Annotated in this window: 17 protein-coding genes; 9 read left to right on the top strand and 8 right to left on the bottom strand. The window is 63.6% G+C overall.

Annotated features, from left to right (window positions below):
• Nucleotides 1-180: 180 nt before the first annotated feature.
• Nucleotides 181-639, top strand: a complete 459-nt coding sequence (locus tag BLV47_RS22055; RefSeq protein WP_060841672.1) for an Rsd/AlgQ family anti-sigma factor — start codon at nucleotides 181-183, stop codon at nucleotides 637-639.
• 59 nt (nucleotides 640-698) lie between these two features.
• On the opposite strand, the gene BLV47_RS22050 is transcribed toward BLV47_RS22055, so the two are convergent.
• Nucleotides 699-1,364, bottom strand: coding sequence for an FKBP-type peptidyl-prolyl cis-trans isomerase (locus BLV47_RS22050; RefSeq protein ID WP_092317481.1), 666 nt, complete (start codon nucleotides 1,362-1,364; stop codon nucleotides 699-701).
• A gap of 193 nt (nucleotides 1,365-1,557) precedes the next feature.
• On the opposite strand from BLV47_RS22050, the gene BLV47_RS22045 reads away from it, so the two are divergent.
• Complete coding sequence (locus BLV47_RS22045) at nucleotides 1,558-2,622, top strand: AlgP family protein (RefSeq protein WP_092317478.1); 1,065 nt, start codon at nucleotides 1,558-1,560, stop codon at nucleotides 2,620-2,622.
• On the opposite strand, the gene BLV47_RS22040 is transcribed toward BLV47_RS22045, so the two are convergent.
• On the bottom strand, nucleotides 2,619-3,083 hold the full coding sequence (locus BLV47_RS22040) for a TIGR02444 family protein (RefSeq protein WP_092317475.1): 465 nt from the start codon (nucleotides 3,081-3,083) through the stop codon (nucleotides 2,619-2,621). The two genes, BLV47_RS22045 and BLV47_RS22040, sit on opposite strands and share 4 nt — an antisense overlap.
• Before the next feature lie 50 nt (nucleotides 3,084-3,133).
• On the opposite strand from BLV47_RS22040, the gene BLV47_RS22035 reads away from it, so the two are divergent.
• From BLV47_RS22035 to BLV47_RS22010, 5 genes are all read left to right on the top strand, one after another.
• Entirely contained in the window at nucleotides 3,134-5,044 is a 1,911-nt protein-coding gene (locus BLV47_RS22035; RefSeq protein ID WP_092317472.1) for an ATP-binding cassette domain-containing protein, read from the top strand.
• Complete coding sequence (locus BLV47_RS22030) at nucleotides 5,044-5,625, top strand: mechanosensitive ion channel family protein (RefSeq protein ID WP_092317469.1); 582 nt, start codon at nucleotides 5,044-5,046, stop codon at nucleotides 5,623-5,625. Before BLV47_RS22035 ends, BLV47_RS22030 begins: the two co-directional genes overlap by 1 nt.
• A 103-nt stretch (nucleotides 5,626-5,728) precedes the next feature.
• Complete coding sequence (locus BLV47_RS22025) at nucleotides 5,729-6,361, top strand: LysE family transporter (protein WP_092317466.1); 633 nt, start codon at nucleotides 5,729-5,731, stop codon at nucleotides 6,359-6,361.
• Nucleotides 6,362-6,919: 558 nt separating this feature from the next.
• A complete protein-coding gene (locus BLV47_RS22015; RefSeq protein WP_092317459.1) occupies nucleotides 6,920-8,818 on the top strand; it encodes an FTR1 family protein in 1,899 nt (632 codons plus the stop codon).
• A 77-nt stretch (nucleotides 8,819-8,895) separates the two neighbouring features.
• Nucleotides 8,896-9,351: a YaiI/YqxD family protein gene (locus tag BLV47_RS22010; RefSeq protein WP_092317456.1), complete on the top strand. Its 456-nt coding sequence runs from the start codon at nucleotides 8,896-8,898 to the stop codon at nucleotides 9,349-9,351.
• A gap of 143 nt (nucleotides 9,352-9,494) precedes the next feature.
• Here BLV47_RS22010 and elbB read toward each other — a convergent pair whose 3' ends face one another.
• Together elbB and BLV47_RS22000 are read right to left on the bottom strand one after the other, a co-directional pair.
• Complete coding sequence (gene elbB / locus BLV47_RS22005; RefSeq protein WP_092317453.1) at nucleotides 9,495-10,160, bottom strand: isoprenoid biosynthesis glyoxalase ElbB; 666 nt, start codon at nucleotides 10,158-10,160, stop codon at nucleotides 9,495-9,497.
• Nucleotides 10,161-10,211: 51 nt separating this feature from the next.
• On the bottom strand, nucleotides 10,212-10,838 hold the full coding sequence (locus BLV47_RS22000) for a DedA family protein (RefSeq protein ID WP_092317450.1): 627 nt from the start codon (nucleotides 10,836-10,838) through the stop codon (nucleotides 10,212-10,214).
• A 207-nt stretch (nucleotides 10,839-11,045) separates the two neighbouring features.
• On the opposite strand from BLV47_RS22000, the gene hemB reads away from it, so the two are divergent.
• Nucleotides 11,046-12,059, top strand: a complete 1,014-nt coding sequence (gene hemB / locus BLV47_RS21995) for a porphobilinogen synthase (protein ID WP_092317447.1) — start codon at nucleotides 11,046-11,048, stop codon at nucleotides 12,057-12,059.
• Between the two features lie 18 nt (nucleotides 12,060-12,077).
• A complete protein-coding gene (gene ppk1, locus BLV47_RS21990; protein WP_092317444.1) occupies nucleotides 12,078-14,291 on the top strand; it encodes a polyphosphate kinase 1 in 2,214 nt (737 codons plus the stop codon).
• Between the two features lie 168 nt (nucleotides 14,292-14,459).
• Here ppk1 and ppx read toward each other — a convergent pair whose 3' ends face one another.
• From ppx to BLV47_RS21970, 4 genes are all read right to left on the bottom strand, one after another.
• A complete protein-coding gene (ppx, locus tag BLV47_RS21985) occupies nucleotides 14,460-15,962 on the bottom strand; it encodes an exopolyphosphatase (RefSeq protein WP_092317441.1) in 1,503 nt (500 codons plus the stop codon).
• 154 nt (nucleotides 15,963-16,116) lie between these two features.
• The gene (locus tag BLV47_RS21980; RefSeq protein WP_092317438.1) at nucleotides 16,117-16,851 is read right to left on the bottom strand and encodes an amino acid ABC transporter ATP-binding protein; all 735 of its coding nucleotides are present in this window, start codon (nucleotides 16,849-16,851) and stop codon (nucleotides 16,117-16,119) included.
• Nucleotides 16,838-17,488 (bottom strand): amino acid ABC transporter permease, encoded by a 651-nt coding sequence (locus tag BLV47_RS21975; protein WP_060844941.1) that lies wholly within the window; start codon nucleotides 17,486-17,488, stop codon nucleotides 16,838-16,840. Before BLV47_RS21975 ends, BLV47_RS21980 begins: the two co-directional genes overlap by 14 nt.
• Nucleotides 17,485-18,153 (bottom strand): amino acid ABC transporter permease, encoded by a 669-nt coding sequence (locus BLV47_RS21970; RefSeq protein ID WP_092317435.1) that lies wholly within the window; start codon nucleotides 18,151-18,153, stop codon nucleotides 17,485-17,487. The genes BLV47_RS21975 and BLV47_RS21970 overlap by 4 nt, the downstream gene beginning before the upstream one ends.
• Between the last annotated feature and the right edge of the window lie 12 nt (nucleotides 18,154-18,165).

Here is an 18,165-nt window from a genome sequence, read left to right as displayed (position 1 = left end):
AACGCTTGTATGAACTTTATCTCCTGCGTACCTTGATGCTGTTGTCGAGCGGGCATAATCTGGCCCGCACCTGTCACCGGAATTATGTTGCTCGATGCTGTTGTGTCCGACCGGATCCAGAGTCTCCAACAAGGGGGGCGGCGGGCAGATGGCATGACCCATAAGGGAAGAGAGATCACCATGCTCGAAAGTTGTCAGAATGCTCAGGAACGCTGGGGTGGAGTGCATCTGCTGATCGATCGCTGGTTGCAGGAGCGTCACGAACTGGTTCGAGCCTATGATGCGCTGGGCGCCGAGCCAGAAGCGTTGAGCGAGAGCAAGAAGCCGCTGCAGGAATTCTGCGGGATTCTGGTGGACTATGTTTCCGCCGGACATTTTGAAATCTACGAACAGCTGACCAGCGAAGCCAAGGCCTTTGGCGACAAGCGCGGTCTTGAACTGGCCGATACCCTCTATCCGCGTATCGACGTGATCACCGAAAAACTCCTGGCGTTCAACGATCTGTGCGATGCGGGTCAGTGTGTGGCGCAGAAGTTCAAGGAGTTGGGTGGTCTGTTGCACGAACGCTTCGAGCTGGAAGATTGCCTGATCGAAGTGCTGCACAACGCCCACAAGCAGGACGCGGTAGCTCAGGCCTGAAACCAGGTTCGAGCATCAGCAAACGGCACGCCCAGGCGTGCCGTTCTTGTTTCTGCGATTCAGCCGGCCACGCCCAGCAATTCAATATCGAACACCAGTGGCGTGTAGGGAGCGATCAGATCGCCCGCGCCTTCGGTGCCATAGGCCTGTTCCGAAGGAATCACCAGCCGCCATCTGGCGCCGGTGGGCATCTGTGCCAAGGCGATGCGCCAGCCGGCAATCACGCTATCCAGGCGAAACCATTGGGGCTGTTGTGTCTGATCGAACACGGTGCCGTCAGGCAGGCGTCCGGTGTAGCGCACCTGGACCGAACCGTTAGGACTGGCCTTGTTGCCGCTGCCTGGCGCCAGCTCGGTCAGCAGGATGCCGTCAGCCAGCTGACGCACGCCGGGCTTGGCTTTTTCCTGATCGAGAAAACGTCGTTCGTTTTCCAGCGCCGTCTCGATCTGCGACCGGGCCGACTGTTCGCTGATCTGCGCTTCGTGCTGGGCCAGGAGTTGTTCGATGCGTTCGCTCTTGAGGGCCAGCGGCTTGCCTTGGTAGGCGGCTTTCAATCCCTCCACCAACGCCTGGATCTGCAGGTCGGGGACTTCATTGCGCAGCCGTTCGCCGAGGCTCGCGCCCAGGCTGTAGGCAAGATCATGAGCGTCGTTGGGCGGTGCTTCGGCAGCAGCCTGCGCCAAGGGCAAGAACAGGCACAAGGACAAAAACAGGTAACGCGACATGGGCACTCTCCGGCCTGAGTAGCGGTGGATTATGCCAGCGACAAAGGGCGGGTTGTTGAGCAACTTCGAGGGTGGCGAAGAACATTTTCCGTCGGCTGCAACGCCGGGCTTTCGATACTGTCAACATGCCCTAGCGGCGGTAACAGCAGAGGTCTAGTATGAGCCGCAACTCACGTCAGCCAGGAGGTAAACCATGTCGGCCAATAAGAAGCCTGTAAATACTCCGTTGCATTTGCTCCAACAGTTGTCGGGCAGCTTGCTCGAACATTTGGAAAACGCTTGTTCCCAAGCCTTGGCTGATGCTGAAAAACTGCTCGCCAAGCTGGAAAAACAACGAGGCAAGGCACAGGAAAAACTGCACAAGTCGCGCACCAAATTGCAGGATGCCGCGGCGGCCGGCAAGGCCAAGGCACAAGCCAAGGCCAAGACCGCGGTGAAGGAACTCGAAGACCTGCTGGACGCATTGAAAGAACGTCAGGCCCAGACCCGCAGCTACATTCTGCAACTCAAGCGCGATGCCCAGGAAAGCCTGAAGTTGGCTCAAGGCGTTGGCCGTGTGAAGGAAGCGGTAGCCAAGGCACTGAGCACCCGTGATGCCAAGCCGGACGCGGTGGCGGCGAAGAAGCCGGCAGCCAAGCCTGCGACCAAGGCGCCTGCCAAATCCGCTGCCAAGCCAGCGGCCAAACCCGCTGCGAAAAAACCTGCTGCCGCCAGCGCCGCCAAACCTGCGACGAGCAAGCCCGTAGCGGCTAAGCCTGCTGCTGCCAAACCTGTTGCGACCAAGACCGCTGCCGCCAAGCCTGCTGCCAAACCCGTGGCTGCTAAACCAGCCGCCACGTCTGCGGCTAAACCTGTCGCCAAGCCAGCAGCCACCAAAACTGCTGCTGCCAAACCGGCAGCGAGCAAAACTGCCGCTAAACCTGCGGTAGCAAAAGCCCCGGCAAAAACTGCGGCCAAGCCTGCCAGCAAACCGGCGGCGGCGGCCAAGCCTGCGGCAGCATCGGCAGCGAAACCTGCGGCCAAGCCAGCCGCCAAGCCTGCAGCGAAACCAGCGGCAAAACCTGCCGCGAAGAAGCCGGCGGTCGCCAAGCCAGCCGCCACCAAAACCGCTACTCCAGCGGCCAAGCCGGCTGCACCTGCGCCTGCTGCGGCCAAACCTGCTGCTCCGGCGCCCACGGCGTCTGCAGCTGCTCCGGCGAGCACACCTGCCGCCACGCCTGCACCGGCTGCTGCCGGCACTCCCTCCAGCGCTTCCTAAGCGCCGGTCACCGCGACGCGCAGCACCTGCAGCGCGTCGCGGTTGCGTTCGGCGGCTCCGGCCGCCAATCCTTCCAGCCAGTCTTCCAAGCTCGTTGCCTGAGAGTCCTGCCATTGCCGTACCCGCTCCTGCAAGCGCAACAGCAATTGCCGTTCGGCTTCCAGCTCCAGGGTCTTGACCTGTTCGCGCAAGGCGCTCAACTCACTGTCCTCGCGGGCCGCCTGGCGCCAGCCGGTGCGCAAGTCGCGCAAGGGTTGAATCACGTCGCGATGCCAGGGCGCCGCCAGCACCTGCAACTGCTGCAAACGCTGAGCGTCGCAACGGACGCCTCGCTGGCCAAGCCAGGCGCCACACAGCAACAGGCAGACATTGGCCCCGCTGTCCTGCAGTTGCAGGCAGGCCTCCTGCACGCCGGGAAGGGCATAGGTGCCAAGGGAAAAACTCCACAGGTCAGAGGACATAGTGCTACTCGCGCCAGTTGCGAACGAAGCTGGTAGACTCCGCCGCCATTATGATTCGACTTCAGAACCTGACTTTACAGCGTGGCCCGCAACGTCTGCTAGAAGACGCCGAGCTGACCCTGCACGCCGGCCAGAAAGCCGGCCTGATCGGTGCCAATGGCGCCGGCAAATCCAGCCTGTTCGCTCTGCTGCGCGGGGAGTTGCACCCGGATTCGGGTGACTGCTTCCTGCCCGCCGACTGGCGCATTGCCCACATGCGCCAGGAGGTCGATACCCTTGAGCGCCTGGCTGTGGACTACGTGCTCGACGGCGACCTGCGCCTGCGCCAGGTGCAACGCGACCTGGCCGCCGCGGAAGCCGCCCACGACGGCGCCGCGCAAGCACGTCTGCATGCCGAGCTGGACAGCGCCGACGGCTACACCGCCGACGCCCGGGCGCGCAAGTTGCTGGCCGGCCTGGGCTTCACCAACGAGCAGATGGACCGCCAGGTCGGCGACTTCTCCGGGGGCTGGCGGATGCGCCTGAACCTGGCCCAGGCGCTGATGTGCCCCTCGGACCTGCTGCTGCTCGACGAGCCGACCAACCACTTGGACCTCGACGCCATCATCTGGCTCGAAGACTGGCTCAAGGGTTACCCCGGCACCTTGCTGCTGATCTCCCACGATCGCGACTTTCTCGATGCCGTGGTCGATCATGTCGCCCATGTCGATCAGCGCAAGATCACCCTCTATCGCGGTGGCTACAGCGCCTTCGAGCGCGCCCGTGCCGAGCGTCTGGCCCAGCAACAGCAAGCCTACGAGAAGCAGCAGGCGCAGCGCGCGCACATGGAAAGCTACATCGCCCGTTTCAAGGCCCAGGCCACCAAGGCCCGCCAGGCCCAGAGCCGGATCAAGGCCCTGGAGCGCATGGAGGAACTGTCGGCGGCCCACGTCGACTCGCCGTTCGACTTCACCTTCCGTGAGTCGACGAAGATTTCCAGTCCGCTGATCGACCTCTCCGATGCCCGCCTGGGGTATGGCGAGCGCACGATCCTGGAGAAGGTCAAGCTGCAGCTCACTCCGGGTGCGCGTATCGGTCTGCTGGGCCCCAATGGCGCCGGCAAGTCGACCCTGATCAAGAACCTCTCCGGTGAGTTGCAGCCGTTGTCCGGGCGCCTGACCCGCGGCGAGAACACCGTTGTCGGCTACTTCGCCCAGCACCAGCTCGACTCCCTGGACTCCAAGGCCAGCCCCTTGCTGCACTTGCAGCGCCTGGCGCCCACCGAGCGAGAGCAGACCCTGCGTGACTTCCTCGGCGGCTTCGACTTCCGTGGCGCACGGATCGACGAGCCGGTGCTGAATTTCTCCGGCGGCGAAAAAGCCCGCCTGGCCCTGGCGCTGATCGCCTGGGAACGGCCGAACCTGTTGCTGCTCGACGAACCCACCAACCACCTGGACCTGGAGATGCGCCTGGCCCTGACCATGGCCCTGCAGGAGTTCAGTGGCGCGGTACTGGTGGTGTCCCACGATCGCCATCTGCTCAAGAGCACCACGGACAACTTCTTCCTGGTGGCCGACGGCAAGGTCGAGGAGTTCGACGGCGACCTGGACGACTACACCCGTTGGCTGGTGGATTACCGTCAGCGCAATGCCCCGGTCAGCAATACGCCGGTCAACCCGGACAAGACCGACAAGAAGGCCCAGCGCCAGGCTGCTGCCGCCCTGCGTCAGCAACTGGCGCCGCACAAGCGCGAGGCCGACAAGCTGGAAGCCGAGCTGGGCAAGGTGCATGAGCGTCTGGCCAAGATCGAGGCCAGTCTCGGCGACAGCGGTTTGTACGAGGCGGCGCGCAAGGATGAGCTGCGCGACTTGCTGGCCGAGCAGGCCAAGCTCAAGACCCGTGAGTCCGAGCTGGAAGAAGCCTGGATGGAGGCCCTGGAACTGCTGGAAAGCATGCAGGCCGAGCTGGAGGCGCTGTCCTGATGGAGGCGCTGCAGTTGCCGTTGCCGGCGCAGTGGATCGGTCCGTTGTGGGTGGGCGTGCAGATCCTGCTGATTCTCCTGGCGGGCTATCTGGCCCAGCGTTTCGTGGCCCGTGGCCTGACTCGCCTGGGTCAGCGTTACCCATTCCCGCCGCAGTTGCTGATGCCCCTGCGCGGCGGCCTGCGCTGGCTGATCATGGGCAGCGCGGTGATCTTCGTCCTGGAGCGCCTGGGGGTTTCCGCCACGGTGCTGTGGACCGCGCTGTCCGGCTTTGTCGCCGTGGCGGCGGTGGCCTTCTTCGCCATGTGGAGCGTGCTGTCCAACCTGCTCTGCGCGATCCTGATCTTCACCGTCGGCCCGTTCCGCCTGGGCGACGTGGTGGAGCTGGTGGACACCGTCGACAAGCCAGGCGTAAAGGGCCGGGTGGTGGCGATCAACCTGCTGTACACCACCCTCATCGAAGCCGAGGAGGCCGGCACCGGCAGCGCCATGGTCCAGGTCCCCAACAGTCTGTTCTTCCAGCGTTCGGTGCGGCGCTGGCGGGGCACGGATGCGCTGCCTGTGGGCAACGGCGAGAAGTAACACCCTCCTTTGTAGCCACAGGCTCCCGACGAAAAAAGTATGGTCAGCCACGAAGCGGAGGTTTAGCTTAGGCAGTCACGACCAATTGGATCCGAGGTGTGCGATGGTGCTTGAGACATGGCTGGCGTTCTTTGCCGCCAGTTGGGTAATCAGTCTTTCCCCGGGAGCCGGCGCGATTGCGTCGATGTCCTGCGGCCTGCAATACGGTTTCTGGCGCGGTTATTGGAACGCTCTGGGCCTGCAACTGGGCCTGGCCCTGCAGATTGCCATTGTCGCCGCCGGTGTCGGCGCCATCCTCGCGGCCTCGGCCACCGCCTTCTACGCCATCAAGTGGTTCGGCGTGGCCTACCTGGTGTACCTGGCGGTCAAGCAATGGCGTGCGCTGCCCAGCGATCTGAGCGATGACGCCGCTGTCCGTCCTATCGGCAAGCCCCTGGCCCTGATGTTCCGCGGCTTCCTGGTGAACATCAGCAACCCCAAGGCCCTGGTGTTCATGCTGGCGGTGCTGCCGCAGTTCATCGACCCCCACGCGCCCCTGGTCAAGCAGTACCTGATCCTCGGCGCCACCATGATCGTGGTCGACCTGATCGTCATGGCCGGCTACACCGGGCTGGCGTCCAAGGTCCTGCGCCTGTTGCGCACCCCGGTCCAGCAGCGTCGAATGAACCGCACTTTCGCCGGCCTGTTCCTCGGTGCCGCGGGCTTGCTGGCGACCATCCGCAAAGCCGCAGCCTAGGTTTTTCAGAAACAAAAAAGGCGACCCACTGGGTCGCCTTTTTCGTTTGCATACGCCTTAGCGCAGGAGCGCAGGGATGTGTCCCGCGACAGGGGAATGCGCACCGAATCCCGGGCCGGGGCCAGGTCCTTCTCGCCCAGGGCTTCGTAGACGAAGCCGGCAGCAGGATCAGAGCGGCATCTAGGTTGCCGGCGCGCAGTTGCCGATTGGTTTCCTGGAGCTCGTTGTCGTAGCTGCGAAAGGTCGAAAGGTCGAACAGCCTGCAAGCAAAGTGACTGCGCTGAGGGCAATCGTGGTGAGGGCGCGGGATGCCATGGGTACTTCTTTTTCCCTGGGCGAGACCTGCGAAAGGTGGCGCATTATCGATGGCCGATCAGGGCGCGGGAAGGGCGGTGAGTGGTTTTTCCTCGGGCGCGAGGGCCTGGCAAAGCCGGCGAAAGCTGCAGACTGAGGCCAGCGGCCATTGAACGAAGATGTTTCAGCGGGGCAATAAGCCTTGAGCGAAACTCATTGGGAGTGAACAATATGTTACTTCGTATTTCCATTTGAGATTCGTTCATGACTGGCCCTTCCCGTTTACTGGCGTTGCTGGTGCTGCCGGTACTTGCGCTCTGCAGCTCCAAGCTGCTGGCCGATACCGTCGACGGCGCGCCCAAGGCCCTGCATCTGCTGGATTACATTGGTGCCGATTACCCGCCCACGGTTGAAGCCGGCAAGGTTGTCGACGAGTCCGAATACCGCGAGCAGGTGGAGTTTCTCGGGGTCTTGCAGGGGCTGATCGCCGATCTGCCGGCCAAGCCGGAGAAGGCCGAGCTGGAGCAAGGTATCGCCAGCCTGCGCAAGGCCGTGGACGAGCGCGCCGAGGGCGGCCAGGTGGCACGCCTGGCGCGGCAGATGGGAGCCAAGCTGGCGGTGGCCTATGAGGTCAGCCAGGCACCGGTCATCACCCCGGACCCGAGCCGCGGCGCGCCGCTGTATGCCCAGCATTGCTCGGTCTGCCACGGCGAGAAAGGTGCTGGCGATGGTCCGGCGGGTGTGGGCATGACCCCGCCACCGGCCAATCTGCGAGATGCCGAGCGCCTTGATCGCCTGAGCCTGTACGCGGTCTACAACACCCTGGGTCTGGGGGTCGAAGGTACGGACATGCCGGCCTTCGCCGATCAGCTGGATGACCGTCAGCGTTGGGACCTGGCGACCTACATTGCCGGATTCAGCGCCGATCCGGCGGCGGCCAAGAGCGAGCAGGGCTTCAACCTGGCCGATCTGTCCCGGCAAACGCCCGCTGAAGTGCTGGCCGCCCAGGGCCCGCAGGCAGCCGCGACCTTCCGTGCCCAACGGGCCCAGCCGCCTCAGGTCAAGCGTGGTCCGGGGCAGTTGCTCGACTACACCGCATCGACCCTGGACAAGAGTCTTGCGGCCTATCGCAACGGCGACCATGAACAGGCCTACGATCTGTCGGTAGCGGCGTATCTGGAGGGCTTCGAGCTGGTGGAAAGCTCCCTGGACAACGTCGATGCCACGGTGCGCAAGGACACGGAAAAAGCCCTGATGGCCTACCGTCAGTCGCTGCAGGACGGTTTGCCGGTGGCTCAGGCCGAACAGCGCCTGGACGCGGCCAAGGCCAAGCTCAAGGAATCCGCCGAGCTTCTGGGCGGCGATAGCCTGAGCTGGTCCCTGAGTTTCATCTCCGGCTTGCTGATCCTGCTGCGCGAAGGCCTGGAAGCGATCCTGGTGCTGGCGGCGATCCTTGCCTTCCTGCGCAACACCGGCCAGCAATCGGCGGTGCGTAGCGTCAACGTCGGTTGGGGCCTGGCGCTACTGGCGGGCTTGGGTACCTGGGCACTGGCGGCTTATGTGATCGACGTCAGTGGCTCCCAGCGCGAACTGCTGGAGGGGGCCACGGCGCTGTTCGCCAGTGTCATGGTGCTGTGGCTCGGGGTGTGGATGCACGATCGTCGGCATGCGGCGGCCTGGCAGGACTACATCAAGAGCAGCCTGGTGGGCGGCGGCGGGCGTTTTGGCTTTGCCGTGCTGGCGTTCTTCTCGGTGTATCGCGAGCTGTTCGAGGTGATCCTGTTCTACGAAACCCTGTGGCTACAGGCGGGGCCTGCTGGGCACAACGCGGTACTGGCTGGCGGTGCCACCGCCCTGGTGCTGTTGGTGGGCCTGGCCTGGGTGATCCTGCGGGGCTCGGCCAAGCTGCCGCTGGCGCTGTTCTTCGGCATCAACGCGGCGCTGCTCTGCGCCTTGTCGGTGGTGTTCGCCGGGCACGGGGTCAAGGCCTTGCAGGAAGCCGGTATCTTCGGTACTCGGCCGGTGCCGTTCTTCGACTTCGATTGGCTGGGGATCCATGCCGACGCTTACTCGCTGGGTGCCCAGGCGCTGGCGATCCTGGCGATCGTGGTGCTTTATAGTCGCAGTCGCCTGAGTGAGAAGCGGCGTTTGCAGGCTTCTTGACGCTGCGCGCTTGATCGCGGGCAAGCCGGCTCTACGGGGTGGCTTGCCCGTTTTGCATTCTGGAAGGAGAACATTCAATGCGTGTGTGGATCGATGCCGACGCTTGCCCCAAGGCGGCCAAGGATCAGGTAGTGCGCTTCGCCTTGAAGCGTCAGTTCGAGGTGGTGTTGGTGGCCGGGCAGGCGCAGATCAAGCCGGCGTTTGCCTGCGTCCGGCTGATCGTGGTGCCCAGCGGTCCGGATGCCGCCGACGATTATCTGGTGGAGCACGCGGTGCCGGGCGAATTGGTGATCTGCAGCGATGTGCCGTTGGCCGATCGCCTGGTGAAAAAGGGTGTGGCCGCCCTGGACCCGCGGGGCAAGGAGTTCGACGCGCAGAACATGGGCGAGCGCCTGGCGGTGCGCAATCTGTTTACCGATCTGCGGGAGCAGGGGCAGGTCAGCGGTGGGCAGGCGCCCTATGGCGATCGGGAGAAGCAGGCATTTGCCAATGCGCTGGATCGGATTCTGACCCGGCTGTCGCGTCAGGTCTGAAGGGCCTGGGGTGCCACAGGAGCCTTTGGGTGTGTGCAGCCGGCGGGGAGTCGGCTGCAGTGCGGCATTCGGCTGTGCGGCCGCTTAGCGGCCCGGCTTGAACGGTGTCCTCGCCACAGGAGGTTGTCCTTGTGGCGGGGCGCTTATTCGCCTTCGTGGGTCAGTTCCAGCACCCGGTCCACCAGCTTGTTGATGCCGGAAGCGGCTTCGCTGATGGATTGCGCCAGCATGTAGGCGGGGGTGCTCACCAGCTTGCGCGCCTTGTCTTCGATGATGTCGCCTACGGCGCATTCGGCGTGGCTGGCGCCCATCTTGCCCAGGACCGCTGCGGTATCGGCGTCGTTACCGATGGTGCAGGTCACGCCCGGACCGTAGATCTTCGCCGCCAGGGCCGGGGCGATGCACATCAGGCCTACCGGCTTGCCCGCTTCGGCAAAAGCTTCGGCCAGGGCCAGGACGTCGGCCTGGACCGTGCAGGCCGCGCCTTCGGTGGCGAAGCTGGACAGATTCTTGGCTGCACCGAAGCCGCCGGGAATGATCAGCGCGTCGAAGTCGTCGACGCTGGCTTCATGCAGGTCCTTGACCTGGCCACGGGCAATGCGCGCCGATTCCACCAGCACGTTGCGGGTTTCGGCCATGGTTTCGCCGGTCAGGTGGTTGAGCACATGCATCTGCGGGATGTTCGGGGCAAAGCACTGCACCTGGGCTCCACGCTGGTCGAGGCGCAGCAAGGTGAGCACGCTCTCGTGGATCTCGGCACCGTCGAACACGCCGCAACCGGAAAGGATCACTGCAACTTTTTTGCTCATGGTTGTTTCTCCTGGTTAAGGGTGCCGACAGCATGCCAAATGACCAGCGTCTCACTCCACTGGTGTGGTCGGAGCCTTGGTCTTGTCTTGCGCGGCGGCCTGTTCGGCGTCGTAGATCTGCTTGGCCAGGCGGGCGTTCTTGAAACGCCGGCGCAGCCACAGGCCGAAGCCCAGCACCAGAAGGGCGCCCAGGACCCACAGCTCGTACTTCTTGATGCTGCCGAGCATGCCTTCCATGACCGCGCCGAAATGGTAGGCGGCCTGGGCCAGGGCCACAGCCCAGATGGCCGCGCCAATGCCGTTGAGCAGCAAATAGCGGCCCGGCGGATAGCCGGACAGACCAATGGCCACCGGCATCACGGTGCGCAGGCCGTAGACGAAGCGGAAACTCAGCACCCAGATATCCGGATGCTTGCGGATATGCTCCAGCGCTCGGTCGCCCATCATTTGCCAGCGCGGCTTGCGCGCCAGCAGCTTGCGGCCATGCTTGCGTCCCAGGAAGTACCACAGCTGGTCACCGGCATAGCTGCCGAGGAAGGCGACGATCATCACCAGCTTGATATCCATGTATCCGCGGAACGCAAGAAACCCGGCAAGAACCAGAATGGTCTCGCCTTCGAAAAACGTGCCGAGAAAGAGGGCGAAGTAGCCGAAATCCTGAAGAAATTGTTGGAGCATTGTCTGGATGCTGGCGAAATGAACGCGCAGCCTACCCCTTCGACGACGTTCGGGAAAGTATCGAAATGTGTCTCGACGTGAACAATTCGGCCAATGACAATGAGTGTTGCTGCCGGTCAACAGCTTGAGCACAACTGTCATCTGTTCGTCATAATGCCCGCTTATAACTGTGCCGCTCGCCCGCCCGCGCGAGCCCTGGAGTCTGCCGTGAGCTTTACCCCTGCCAGCCGCCTGTTCCCAGCCACTCGTCTGCGGCGTAACCGTCGCGATGATTTCTCTCGCCGTCTGGTGCGTGAAAACCGGCTGAGCGTCGACGACCTGATCCTGCCGGTATTCGTGCTTGAAGGTGAGAACCGTCGCGAAGCGGTGGCGTCGATGCCCGGGGTCGAGCGCCTGACCATCGACCTGCTGCTGGAAGAGGCGGCGCACTGGGTCGAGTTGGGGATTCCGGCCCTGGCGCTGTTTCCGGTGACCCCGGCCGGGCTCAAGTCCCTGGACGCGGCCGAAGCCTGGAATCCCGAGGGCATCGCCCAGCGTGCCACCCGCGCCCTGCGCGAACGCTTTCCGGCACTGGGGGTGATCACCGACGTCGCTCTGGACCCTTTCACCACCCATGGGCAGGACGGCATCCTCGACGAACAGGGTTATGTACAGAACGACATCACCGTCGATGCCCTGGTGCGTCAGGCGCTGTCCCACGCCGAGGCCGGTGCCCAGGTGGTGGCTCCCTCGGACATGATGGACGGGCGGGTCCAGGCGATCCGCGAAGCCCTGGAGCTGGCGGGGCACGTCAACGTGCGGATCATGGCCTACTCGGCCAAGTACGCCAGCGCCTACTACGGCCCTTTCCGCGATGCGGTGGGTTCGGCGCTGAACCTGGGCAAGGCCGACAAGGCCTCGTACCAGATGGACCCGGCCAACGGCGACGAAGCCCTGCATGAAGTGGCGGCGGACCTGGCGGAAGGGGCGGACATGGTCATGGTCAAGCCAGGCATGCCGTACCTGGATATCCTTTTTCGGGTCAAGGATGAATTCAAGGTGCCGACCTTTGTCTATCAGGTCAGCGGCGAATACGCCATGCACATGGCGGCGATCCAGAATGGCTGGTTGGGTGAAGGGGTTATTCTTGAATCCCTGACCGCTTTTAAACGTGCGGGTGCCGATGGCATCCTGACTTACTTTGCCGTCCGTGCTGCTCAATTGTTACGAGAGCAAAAATAGCCCTCCCAGGAACACGCGATGAATACTGAAGGACTCTCAGAAGTTGCCGTAAAAGACGCTCAGCCGGTGGTCGAGCCAGTGGTTGAAACCCCGCCGGAACTGGAACCCGCGCCCGCGGTGGCCGAGGCGCCACCGGCGCCGGCCATTGTCATCCCCAACCTGGATGACAGCAGCCTGTACATTCACCGCGAGCTCTCGCAGCTGCAATTCAACATCCGCGTGCTGGAACAGGCGCTGGACGAGTCCTACCCGCTGCTGGAGCGCCTGAAGTTCCTGCTGATCTTCTCCAGCAACCTGGACGAGTTCTTCGAGATCCGTGTCGCCGGCCTGAAGAAGCAGATCACCTTCGCCCGTGAGCAGGCTGGGGCCGACGGCTTGCAGCCGCATCAGGCGCTGGCGCGGATCAGCGAACTGGTGCACGGTCAGGTCGACCGCCAGTACGCGATCCTCAACGATATCCTGTTGCCGGAACTGGAGAAGCACCAGGTTCGCTTCATCCGTCGCCGCTACTGGACCGCCAAGCTCAAGACCTGGGTACGCCGCTACTTCCGCGACGAGATCGCGCCGATCATCACCCCCATTGGCCTGGACCCGACGCACCCGTTCCCGTTGCTGGTGAACAAGAGCCTGAACTTCATCGTCGAGCTGGAAGGCATCGACGCCTTCGGTCGCGATTCGGGCCTGGCGATCATCCCGGCGCCACGCCTGTTGCCGCGGATCATCAAGGTGCCGGAAGAAGTCGGCGGCCCTGGCGACAACTATGTCTTCCTCTCGTCGATGATCCACGCCCACGCCGATGACCTGTTCCAGGGCATGAAGGTAAAAGGCTGCTATCAGTTCCGCCTGACCCGTAACGCCGACCTGGCGGTGGACACCGAGGACGTCGAAGACCTGGCCCGCGCCCTGCGCGGCGAGCTGTTCTCCCGGCGCTACGGTGACGCCGTGCGCCTGGAAGTGGCCGACACCTGCCCGAAACACCTGTCGGATTACCTGCTCAAGCAGTTCAACCTGCACGAAACCGAGCTGTATCAGGTCAATGGCCCGGTGAACCTCACGCGGCTGTTCAGCATCACCGGCCTGGACAGCCACCCGGAGCTGCAATACACCCCGTTCACCCCGCAGATTCCCAAGCTGCTGCAGAACAGCGAGAACATCTTCAGCGTCATCAGCAAGCAGGACATCCTGCTGCTGCACCCGTTCGAATCCTTCACCCCGGTGGTCGACCTGCTGCGCCAGGCCGCCAAGGACCCGCACGTTCTGGCGGTGCGTCAGACCCTGTACCGCAGCGGCGCCAACTCGGAAATCGTCGATGCCCTGGTGGATGCGGCGCGTAATGGCAAGGAAGTCACCGCGGTGATCGAATTGCGGGCGCGGTTCGACGAAGAGTCCAACCTGCAGATGGCCAGCCGCCTGCAAGCGGCCGGCGCGGTGGTGATCTACGGCGTGGTGGGTTTCAAGACCCACGCCAAGATGATGCTGATCCTGCGTCGCGAAGCCGGCGAAATCGTGCGTTATGCGCACCTGGGCACCGGCAACTACCACGCGGCCAACGCCCGTCTGTACACCGACTACAGCTTGCTGACCTCCGACGACGCGTTGTGCGAAGACGTTGGCAAACTGTTCAGCCAGCTGATCGGCATGGGCAAGACCCTGCGCATGAAGAAGCTGTTGCATGCGCCGTTCACCCTGAAGAAGGGCATGCTCGACATGATCGCCCGGGAGACTCAGTTCGCCCTGGACGGCAAGCCCGCGCACATCATCGCCAAGTTCAACTCGCTGACCGATCCGAAGATCATTCGCGCGTTGTACAAGGCCAGCCAGTCCGGCGTGCGCATTGATCTGGTGGTGCGCGGCATGTGCTGCCTGCGTCCGGGGATTGCCGGGGTATCGCACAACATCCACGTGCGCTCGATCATCGGCCGCTTCCTGGAGCACACCCGGGTGTTCTACTTCCTCAACGGCGGCGAGGAACAGATGTTCCTGTCCAGTGCCGACTGGATGGAGCGCAACCTCGATAAACGGGTCGAAACCTGCTTCCCGGTGGAAGGCAAGAAGCTGATCCTGCGGGTCAAGAAAGAGCTGGAAAGCTATCTCACCGATAACACCCACAGCTGGAGCCTGCAGTCCGACGGTCGTTACATCCGTAACACGCCGACCGGCAACCAGAACCCGCGCAGTGCCCAGGCGACCTTGCTGGAGCGCCTTGGCAGCCCGGTGTTGCCGGTGCGTTAAGCGCGACAGGCGTCAATGAAAAAGGCCAGCCCGAGTACCGGGCTGGCCTTTTTTGTGCGGTTTGCAAGAGCTGTTGGAGCTGGCTTGCCAGCGAAGACTTCCCAGCGAGTGATGCAAGGTTTCGCGGCCTCTTCGCCGGCAAGCCGGCTCCTACAGGTCCGTGGCAGGTCAGCGGACGTTGAGCACGATGCCGACCCGGGTCAGCCATTCGGCTTCCAGGGCGAAGTCGGCCTGGGTCAGCTGGTTTTCATCCAGCCAGTGCTCCGGGAACTCCACATCCAGCTGATCGCCGCTGGCGCGCAGGCTCACCTGGGGCATCTGCTGGGTGCCGCGGATGTGGTGGAACAGGATGGCGAAACGCAGCAGCACGCACAGACGGATCAGCTTGATGCCGTCGTCGCCGAACTCGGCGAATTTTTCCTTGGGGATGTTGCGGCGGTGGCCACGCACCAGCAGCGCCAGCATCTGCTGGTCTTCCCGGGAGAAACCGGCCAGGTCCGAGTGCTCGATCAGGTAGGCGCCGTGCTTGTGGTAGTGGTAGTGGGCGATATCCAGGCCCACTTCGTGGACCTTGGCCGCCCAGCCCAGCAGTTCGCGCCAGACGCCGTCTTCCAGGTCCCAGTCCGCGGCGACCTGGTCGAAGGCGCGCAGGGCCTTGCCTTCGACGCGCGAGGCCTGTTCCAGGTCGACGTGGTAACGCTCCATCAACGAGCTGAGGGTGCGTTCGCGGACGTCTTCGTGGTGGTGACGGCCCAGCAGGTCGTAGAGCACGCCTTCACGCAGGGCGCCCTCGCAGTGGTCCATGCGTTGCAGTTCCAGGGCGTCGAAGATCGCTTCGAGAATCGCCAGGCCCGCCGGGAAGATCGCCCGGCGGTCGGGCTTGATGCCTTCGAAGTCGATCTTCTCGGCGTCGCCCAGCTTGAACAGCTTGCGCTTGAGCCAGGCCAGGCCTTCGGCGTTGACTTCGCCAGTGCCCTGGCCGCCGGCCTTGAGGGCCAGGCCGATGGCGCGGATGGTTCCGGACGAGCCGATGGCTTCGTCCCAGGTCAGGCGATGCAGGGCATGTTCGATGCTCATGATCTCCAGGCGCGCGGCGGTGTAGGCCTGGGCGTAGCGGGCGGGGGTGACCTTGCCGTCGCGGAAGTAGCGCTGGGTGAAGCTCACGCAACCCATCTGCAGGCTCTCGCGCAGCAGCGGCTCGAAGCGCTGGCCGATGATGAATTCGGTACTGCCGCCGCCGATGTCGGCCACCAGGCGTTTGCCCGGGGTGTCGGCCAGGGTATGGGACACCCCGAGGTAGATCAGGCGGGCTTCTTCACGGCCGGAGATGACTTCCACCGGGTGGCCGAGGATTTCTTCGGCACGGCGAATGAATTCGCCACGGTTGCGCGCCTCGCGCAGGGCGTTGGTGCCGACGATACGCACCGTGCCCGGCGGCATGCCGTTGATCAGTTGGGCGAAGCGCTTGAGGCAGTCGAGCCCGCGCTGCATGGATTCTTCGTTGAGCTGGCGTTCTTCGTCGATGCCGGCGGCCAGTTGGACCTTTTCACCGAGCCGCTCGAGTATGCGGATCTCACCGTTCCGGGCCTTGGCCACGACCATGTGAAAGCTGTTGGAGCCCAGATCGATTGCGGCGATCAGGGACAGATTCTTGGCTTGGGATTGGGGCATGGTTGGGGGTCTCGGTCGATAACCTCGCCATCCTGCCACGATCAACGGCCTGCGCCAACGCGCAGTGTCCAATGCGTTGATTCAACGCACAAAACCTGCGGCAGGCGCTGCTGTCGCTGTACGCCGGTCAGCCGGCCCCTGCGATCGGGTGGCCTCAAGCCTGCTCGGTGCTGCCGATGAAGTTCGCCAGTTCGGCGGTCTGCGGGTTGGCGAACAATAGCTTCGGATCGCCCACTTCATGCACCTTGCCCTGGTGCATGAACACCAGTTTGTCGCCCACTTCCCGGGCAAAGCGCATCTCATGGGTGACCATGATCAGGGTCATGCCGTCCCGGGCCAGCTGGCGCACCACGCTGAGCACTTCATTGACCAGCTCAGGGTCCAGGGCCGAGGTGATTTCATCGCACAGCAGCACCTTGGGCGACATCGCCAAGGCCCGGGCGATCGCCACCCGTTGTTGCTGACCGCCGGACAGGCGATCGGGGAAGGCGTCGAACTTCTCTGCCAGGCCGACCCGGGCCAGCATCTGCCGCGCCAGCTCGGCAGCCCGGGCCTTGGGCACCTTCTGCACCACCTGCGGGGCCAGCATCACGTTCTCACCCACGCTCAGGTGAGGGAACAGATTGAACTGCTGGAACACCATGCCGACCTTCTGCCGCAGGCTGCGCAGGTCGGCGCGGGCGGCATCCAGGTATTCGCCGTCGACCTCTATGACCCCGTCGTTGATCGACTCCAGGCCGTTGAGGGTGCGTAGCAGAGTGCTCTTGCCCGAGCCACTGCGTCCGATGATCGCCACCACCTGGCCTTCCTCGATGCTCAGGTCGATGCCTTTGAGCACATGGTGGTCGCCGTAGTATTTATGCAGGGCGGAAATTCTAAGCAGAGGCATGCAGTCTCCTTTCCAGGTAGCGGGCACTGAGGGACAGGGGGTAGCACAGCAGGAAGTAACCGAGGGCCACCAGGCCATAGACCATGAAGGGTTCGAAGGTGGCGTTGGCCAGCATACTGCCGGTCTTGGTCAGCTCGGTGAAACCGATGATCGAGGTCACCGCGGTGCCTTTGACCACTTGCACCGAGAAGCCCACGGTGGGCGCCACGGCGATACGCAGCGCTTGCGGCAGGATCACGTGGCGCAGCTGTTCATAGGGGCTCAGGGCCAGGCTTGACGAAGCTTCCCACTGGCCATGGGGAATCGACTCGACGCAGCCGCGCCAGATCTCCGCCAGGTAGGCGCTGGTGAACAGGGTCAGGGCGATGGCGGCGGCCAGCCAGGGTGAGATATCCACCCCCAGCAGGGCGATGCCGAAGAACACCAGGAACAGCTGCATCAGCAGCGGTGTGCCCTGGAACAGTTCTATATAGGTGCGGGCGCAGGAGCGGGCCCAGCCCTTGTCGGAGATCCGCAGGGTCATGATCAGCAGGCCGATCAGGCCGCCGCCGATAAAGGCCACCAGGGATAGCAGCAGGGTCCACTGCAGGCCGCTGAGCAGGTTGCGCAGGATGTCCCAGAAACTGAAGTCGCTCATCGGCTGCTCCTCAGGATGTAGCGCTGGCCGATCCAGTTCAGCAACTGACGGATCAGCAAGGCCATGCACAGGTAGATCAGGGTGGTCAGGGCGTAGGTTTCAAAGGCGCGGAAGTTGCGCGATTGAATGAAGTTGGCGGCGAAGCTCAGCTCTTCGGTGGCGATCTGCGAGCACACCGCAGAGCCCAGCATGACGATGATGATCTGGCTGCACAGGGCCGGCCAGACCTTGCCCAGGGCTGGCAGCAGCACCACGTGGCGAAAGGCTTCGAAACGGCTCATGGCCAGGGCGGCGGCGGCTTCCAGCTGGCCCTTGGGGATTGCCTGGATGCCGGCGCGGATGATTTCCGTGGAATAGGCGCCGAGGTTGATCACCATGGCCAGCACTGCCGCCTGCCACTCGGAAATCTGCAGGCCCAGGGACGGCAGGCCGAAGAAGATGAAGAACAACTGCACCAGGAACGGGGTATTGCGGATCAGCTCGACGTAGACGCCGAACGCCGCCGCCAGGGGCTGAATCCTCCAGGCCCGCACCAGGGCGCCGATGATCCCCAGGCTGACCCCGAGCAGCGTGCCGATGGCGGTCAGTTCCAGGGTGAACAGCGCGCCGCGCAGCAGCAGGCCGGTGTTTTCCAGCACCGGCAGGAAGTCGAACTGATAAGCCATGCTCAAGCTCCG

The sequence above is a fragment of the Pseudomonas saponiphila genome (genome assembly GCF_900105185.1).
Lineage (GTDB): Bacteria > Pseudomonadota > Gammaproteobacteria > Pseudomonadales > Pseudomonadaceae > Aquipseudomonas > Aquipseudomonas saponiphila.
Note: the sequence above shows the minus strand (reverse complement) of the source record. Positions and strands in the feature narration are given on the sequence as shown.

Bases quoted from the DNA above. Each gene is read 5' to 3' on its own strand.
- BLV47_RS22000 (WP_092317450.1), bottom strand. From the start codon at position 10,838: ATGCTCCAACAATTTCTTCAGGATTTCGGCTACTTCGCCCTCTTTCTC.
- BLV47_RS21980 (WP_092317438.1), bottom strand. From the start codon at position 16,851: ATGCCTCTGCTTAGAATTTCCGCCCTGCATAAATACTACGGCGACCAC.
- BLV47_RS22015 (WP_092317459.1), top strand. From the start codon at position 6,920: ATGACTGGCCCTTCCCGTTTACTGGCGTTGCTGGTGCTGCCGGTACTT.
- ppx (WP_092317441.1), bottom strand. From the start codon at position 15,962: ATGCCCCAATCCCAAGCCAAGAATCTGTCCCTGATCGCCGCAATCGAT.
- BLV47_RS22055 (WP_060841672.1), top strand. From the start codon at position 181: ATGCTCGAAAGTTGTCAGAATGCTCAGGAACGCTGGGGTGGAGTGCAT.
- BLV47_RS22025 (WP_092317466.1), top strand. From the start codon at position 5,729: ATGGTGCTTGAGACATGGCTGGCGTTCTTTGCCGCCAGTTGGGTAATC.
- BLV47_RS22045 (WP_092317478.1), top strand. From the start codon at position 1,558: ATGTCGGCCAATAAGAAGCCTGTAAATACTCCGTTGCATTTGCTCCAA.
- BLV47_RS21975 (WP_060844941.1), bottom strand. From the start codon at position 17,488: ATGAGCGACTTCAGTTTCTGGGACATCCTGCGCAACCTGCTCAGCGGC.
- ppk1 (WP_092317444.1), top strand. From the start codon at position 12,078: ATGAATACTGAAGGACTCTCAGAAGTTGCCGTAAAAGACGCTCAGCCG.
- BLV47_RS22030 (WP_092317469.1), top strand. From the start codon at position 5,044: ATGGAGGCGCTGCAGTTGCCGTTGCCGGCGCAGTGGATCGGTCCGTTG.
- BLV47_RS22040 (WP_092317475.1), bottom strand. From the start codon at position 3,083: ATGTCCTCTGACCTGTGGAGTTTTTCCCTTGGCACCTATGCCCTTCCC.
- BLV47_RS22010 (WP_092317456.1), top strand. From the start codon at position 8,896: ATGCGTGTGTGGATCGATGCCGACGCTTGCCCCAAGGCGGCCAAGGAT.
- elbB (WP_092317453.1), bottom strand. From the start codon at position 10,160: ATGAGCAAAAAAGTTGCAGTGATCCTTTCCGGTTGCGGCGTGTTCGAC.
- BLV47_RS22035 (WP_092317472.1), top strand. From the start codon at position 3,134: ATGATTCGACTTCAGAACCTGACTTTACAGCGTGGCCCGCAACGTCTG.
- BLV47_RS22050 (WP_092317481.1), bottom strand. From the start codon at position 1,364: ATGTCGCGTTACCTGTTTTTGTCCTTGTGCCTGTTCTTGCCCTTGGCG.
- BLV47_RS21970 (WP_092317435.1), bottom strand. From the start codon at position 18,153: ATGGCTTATCAGTTCGACTTCCTGCCGGTGCTGGAAAACACCGGCCTG.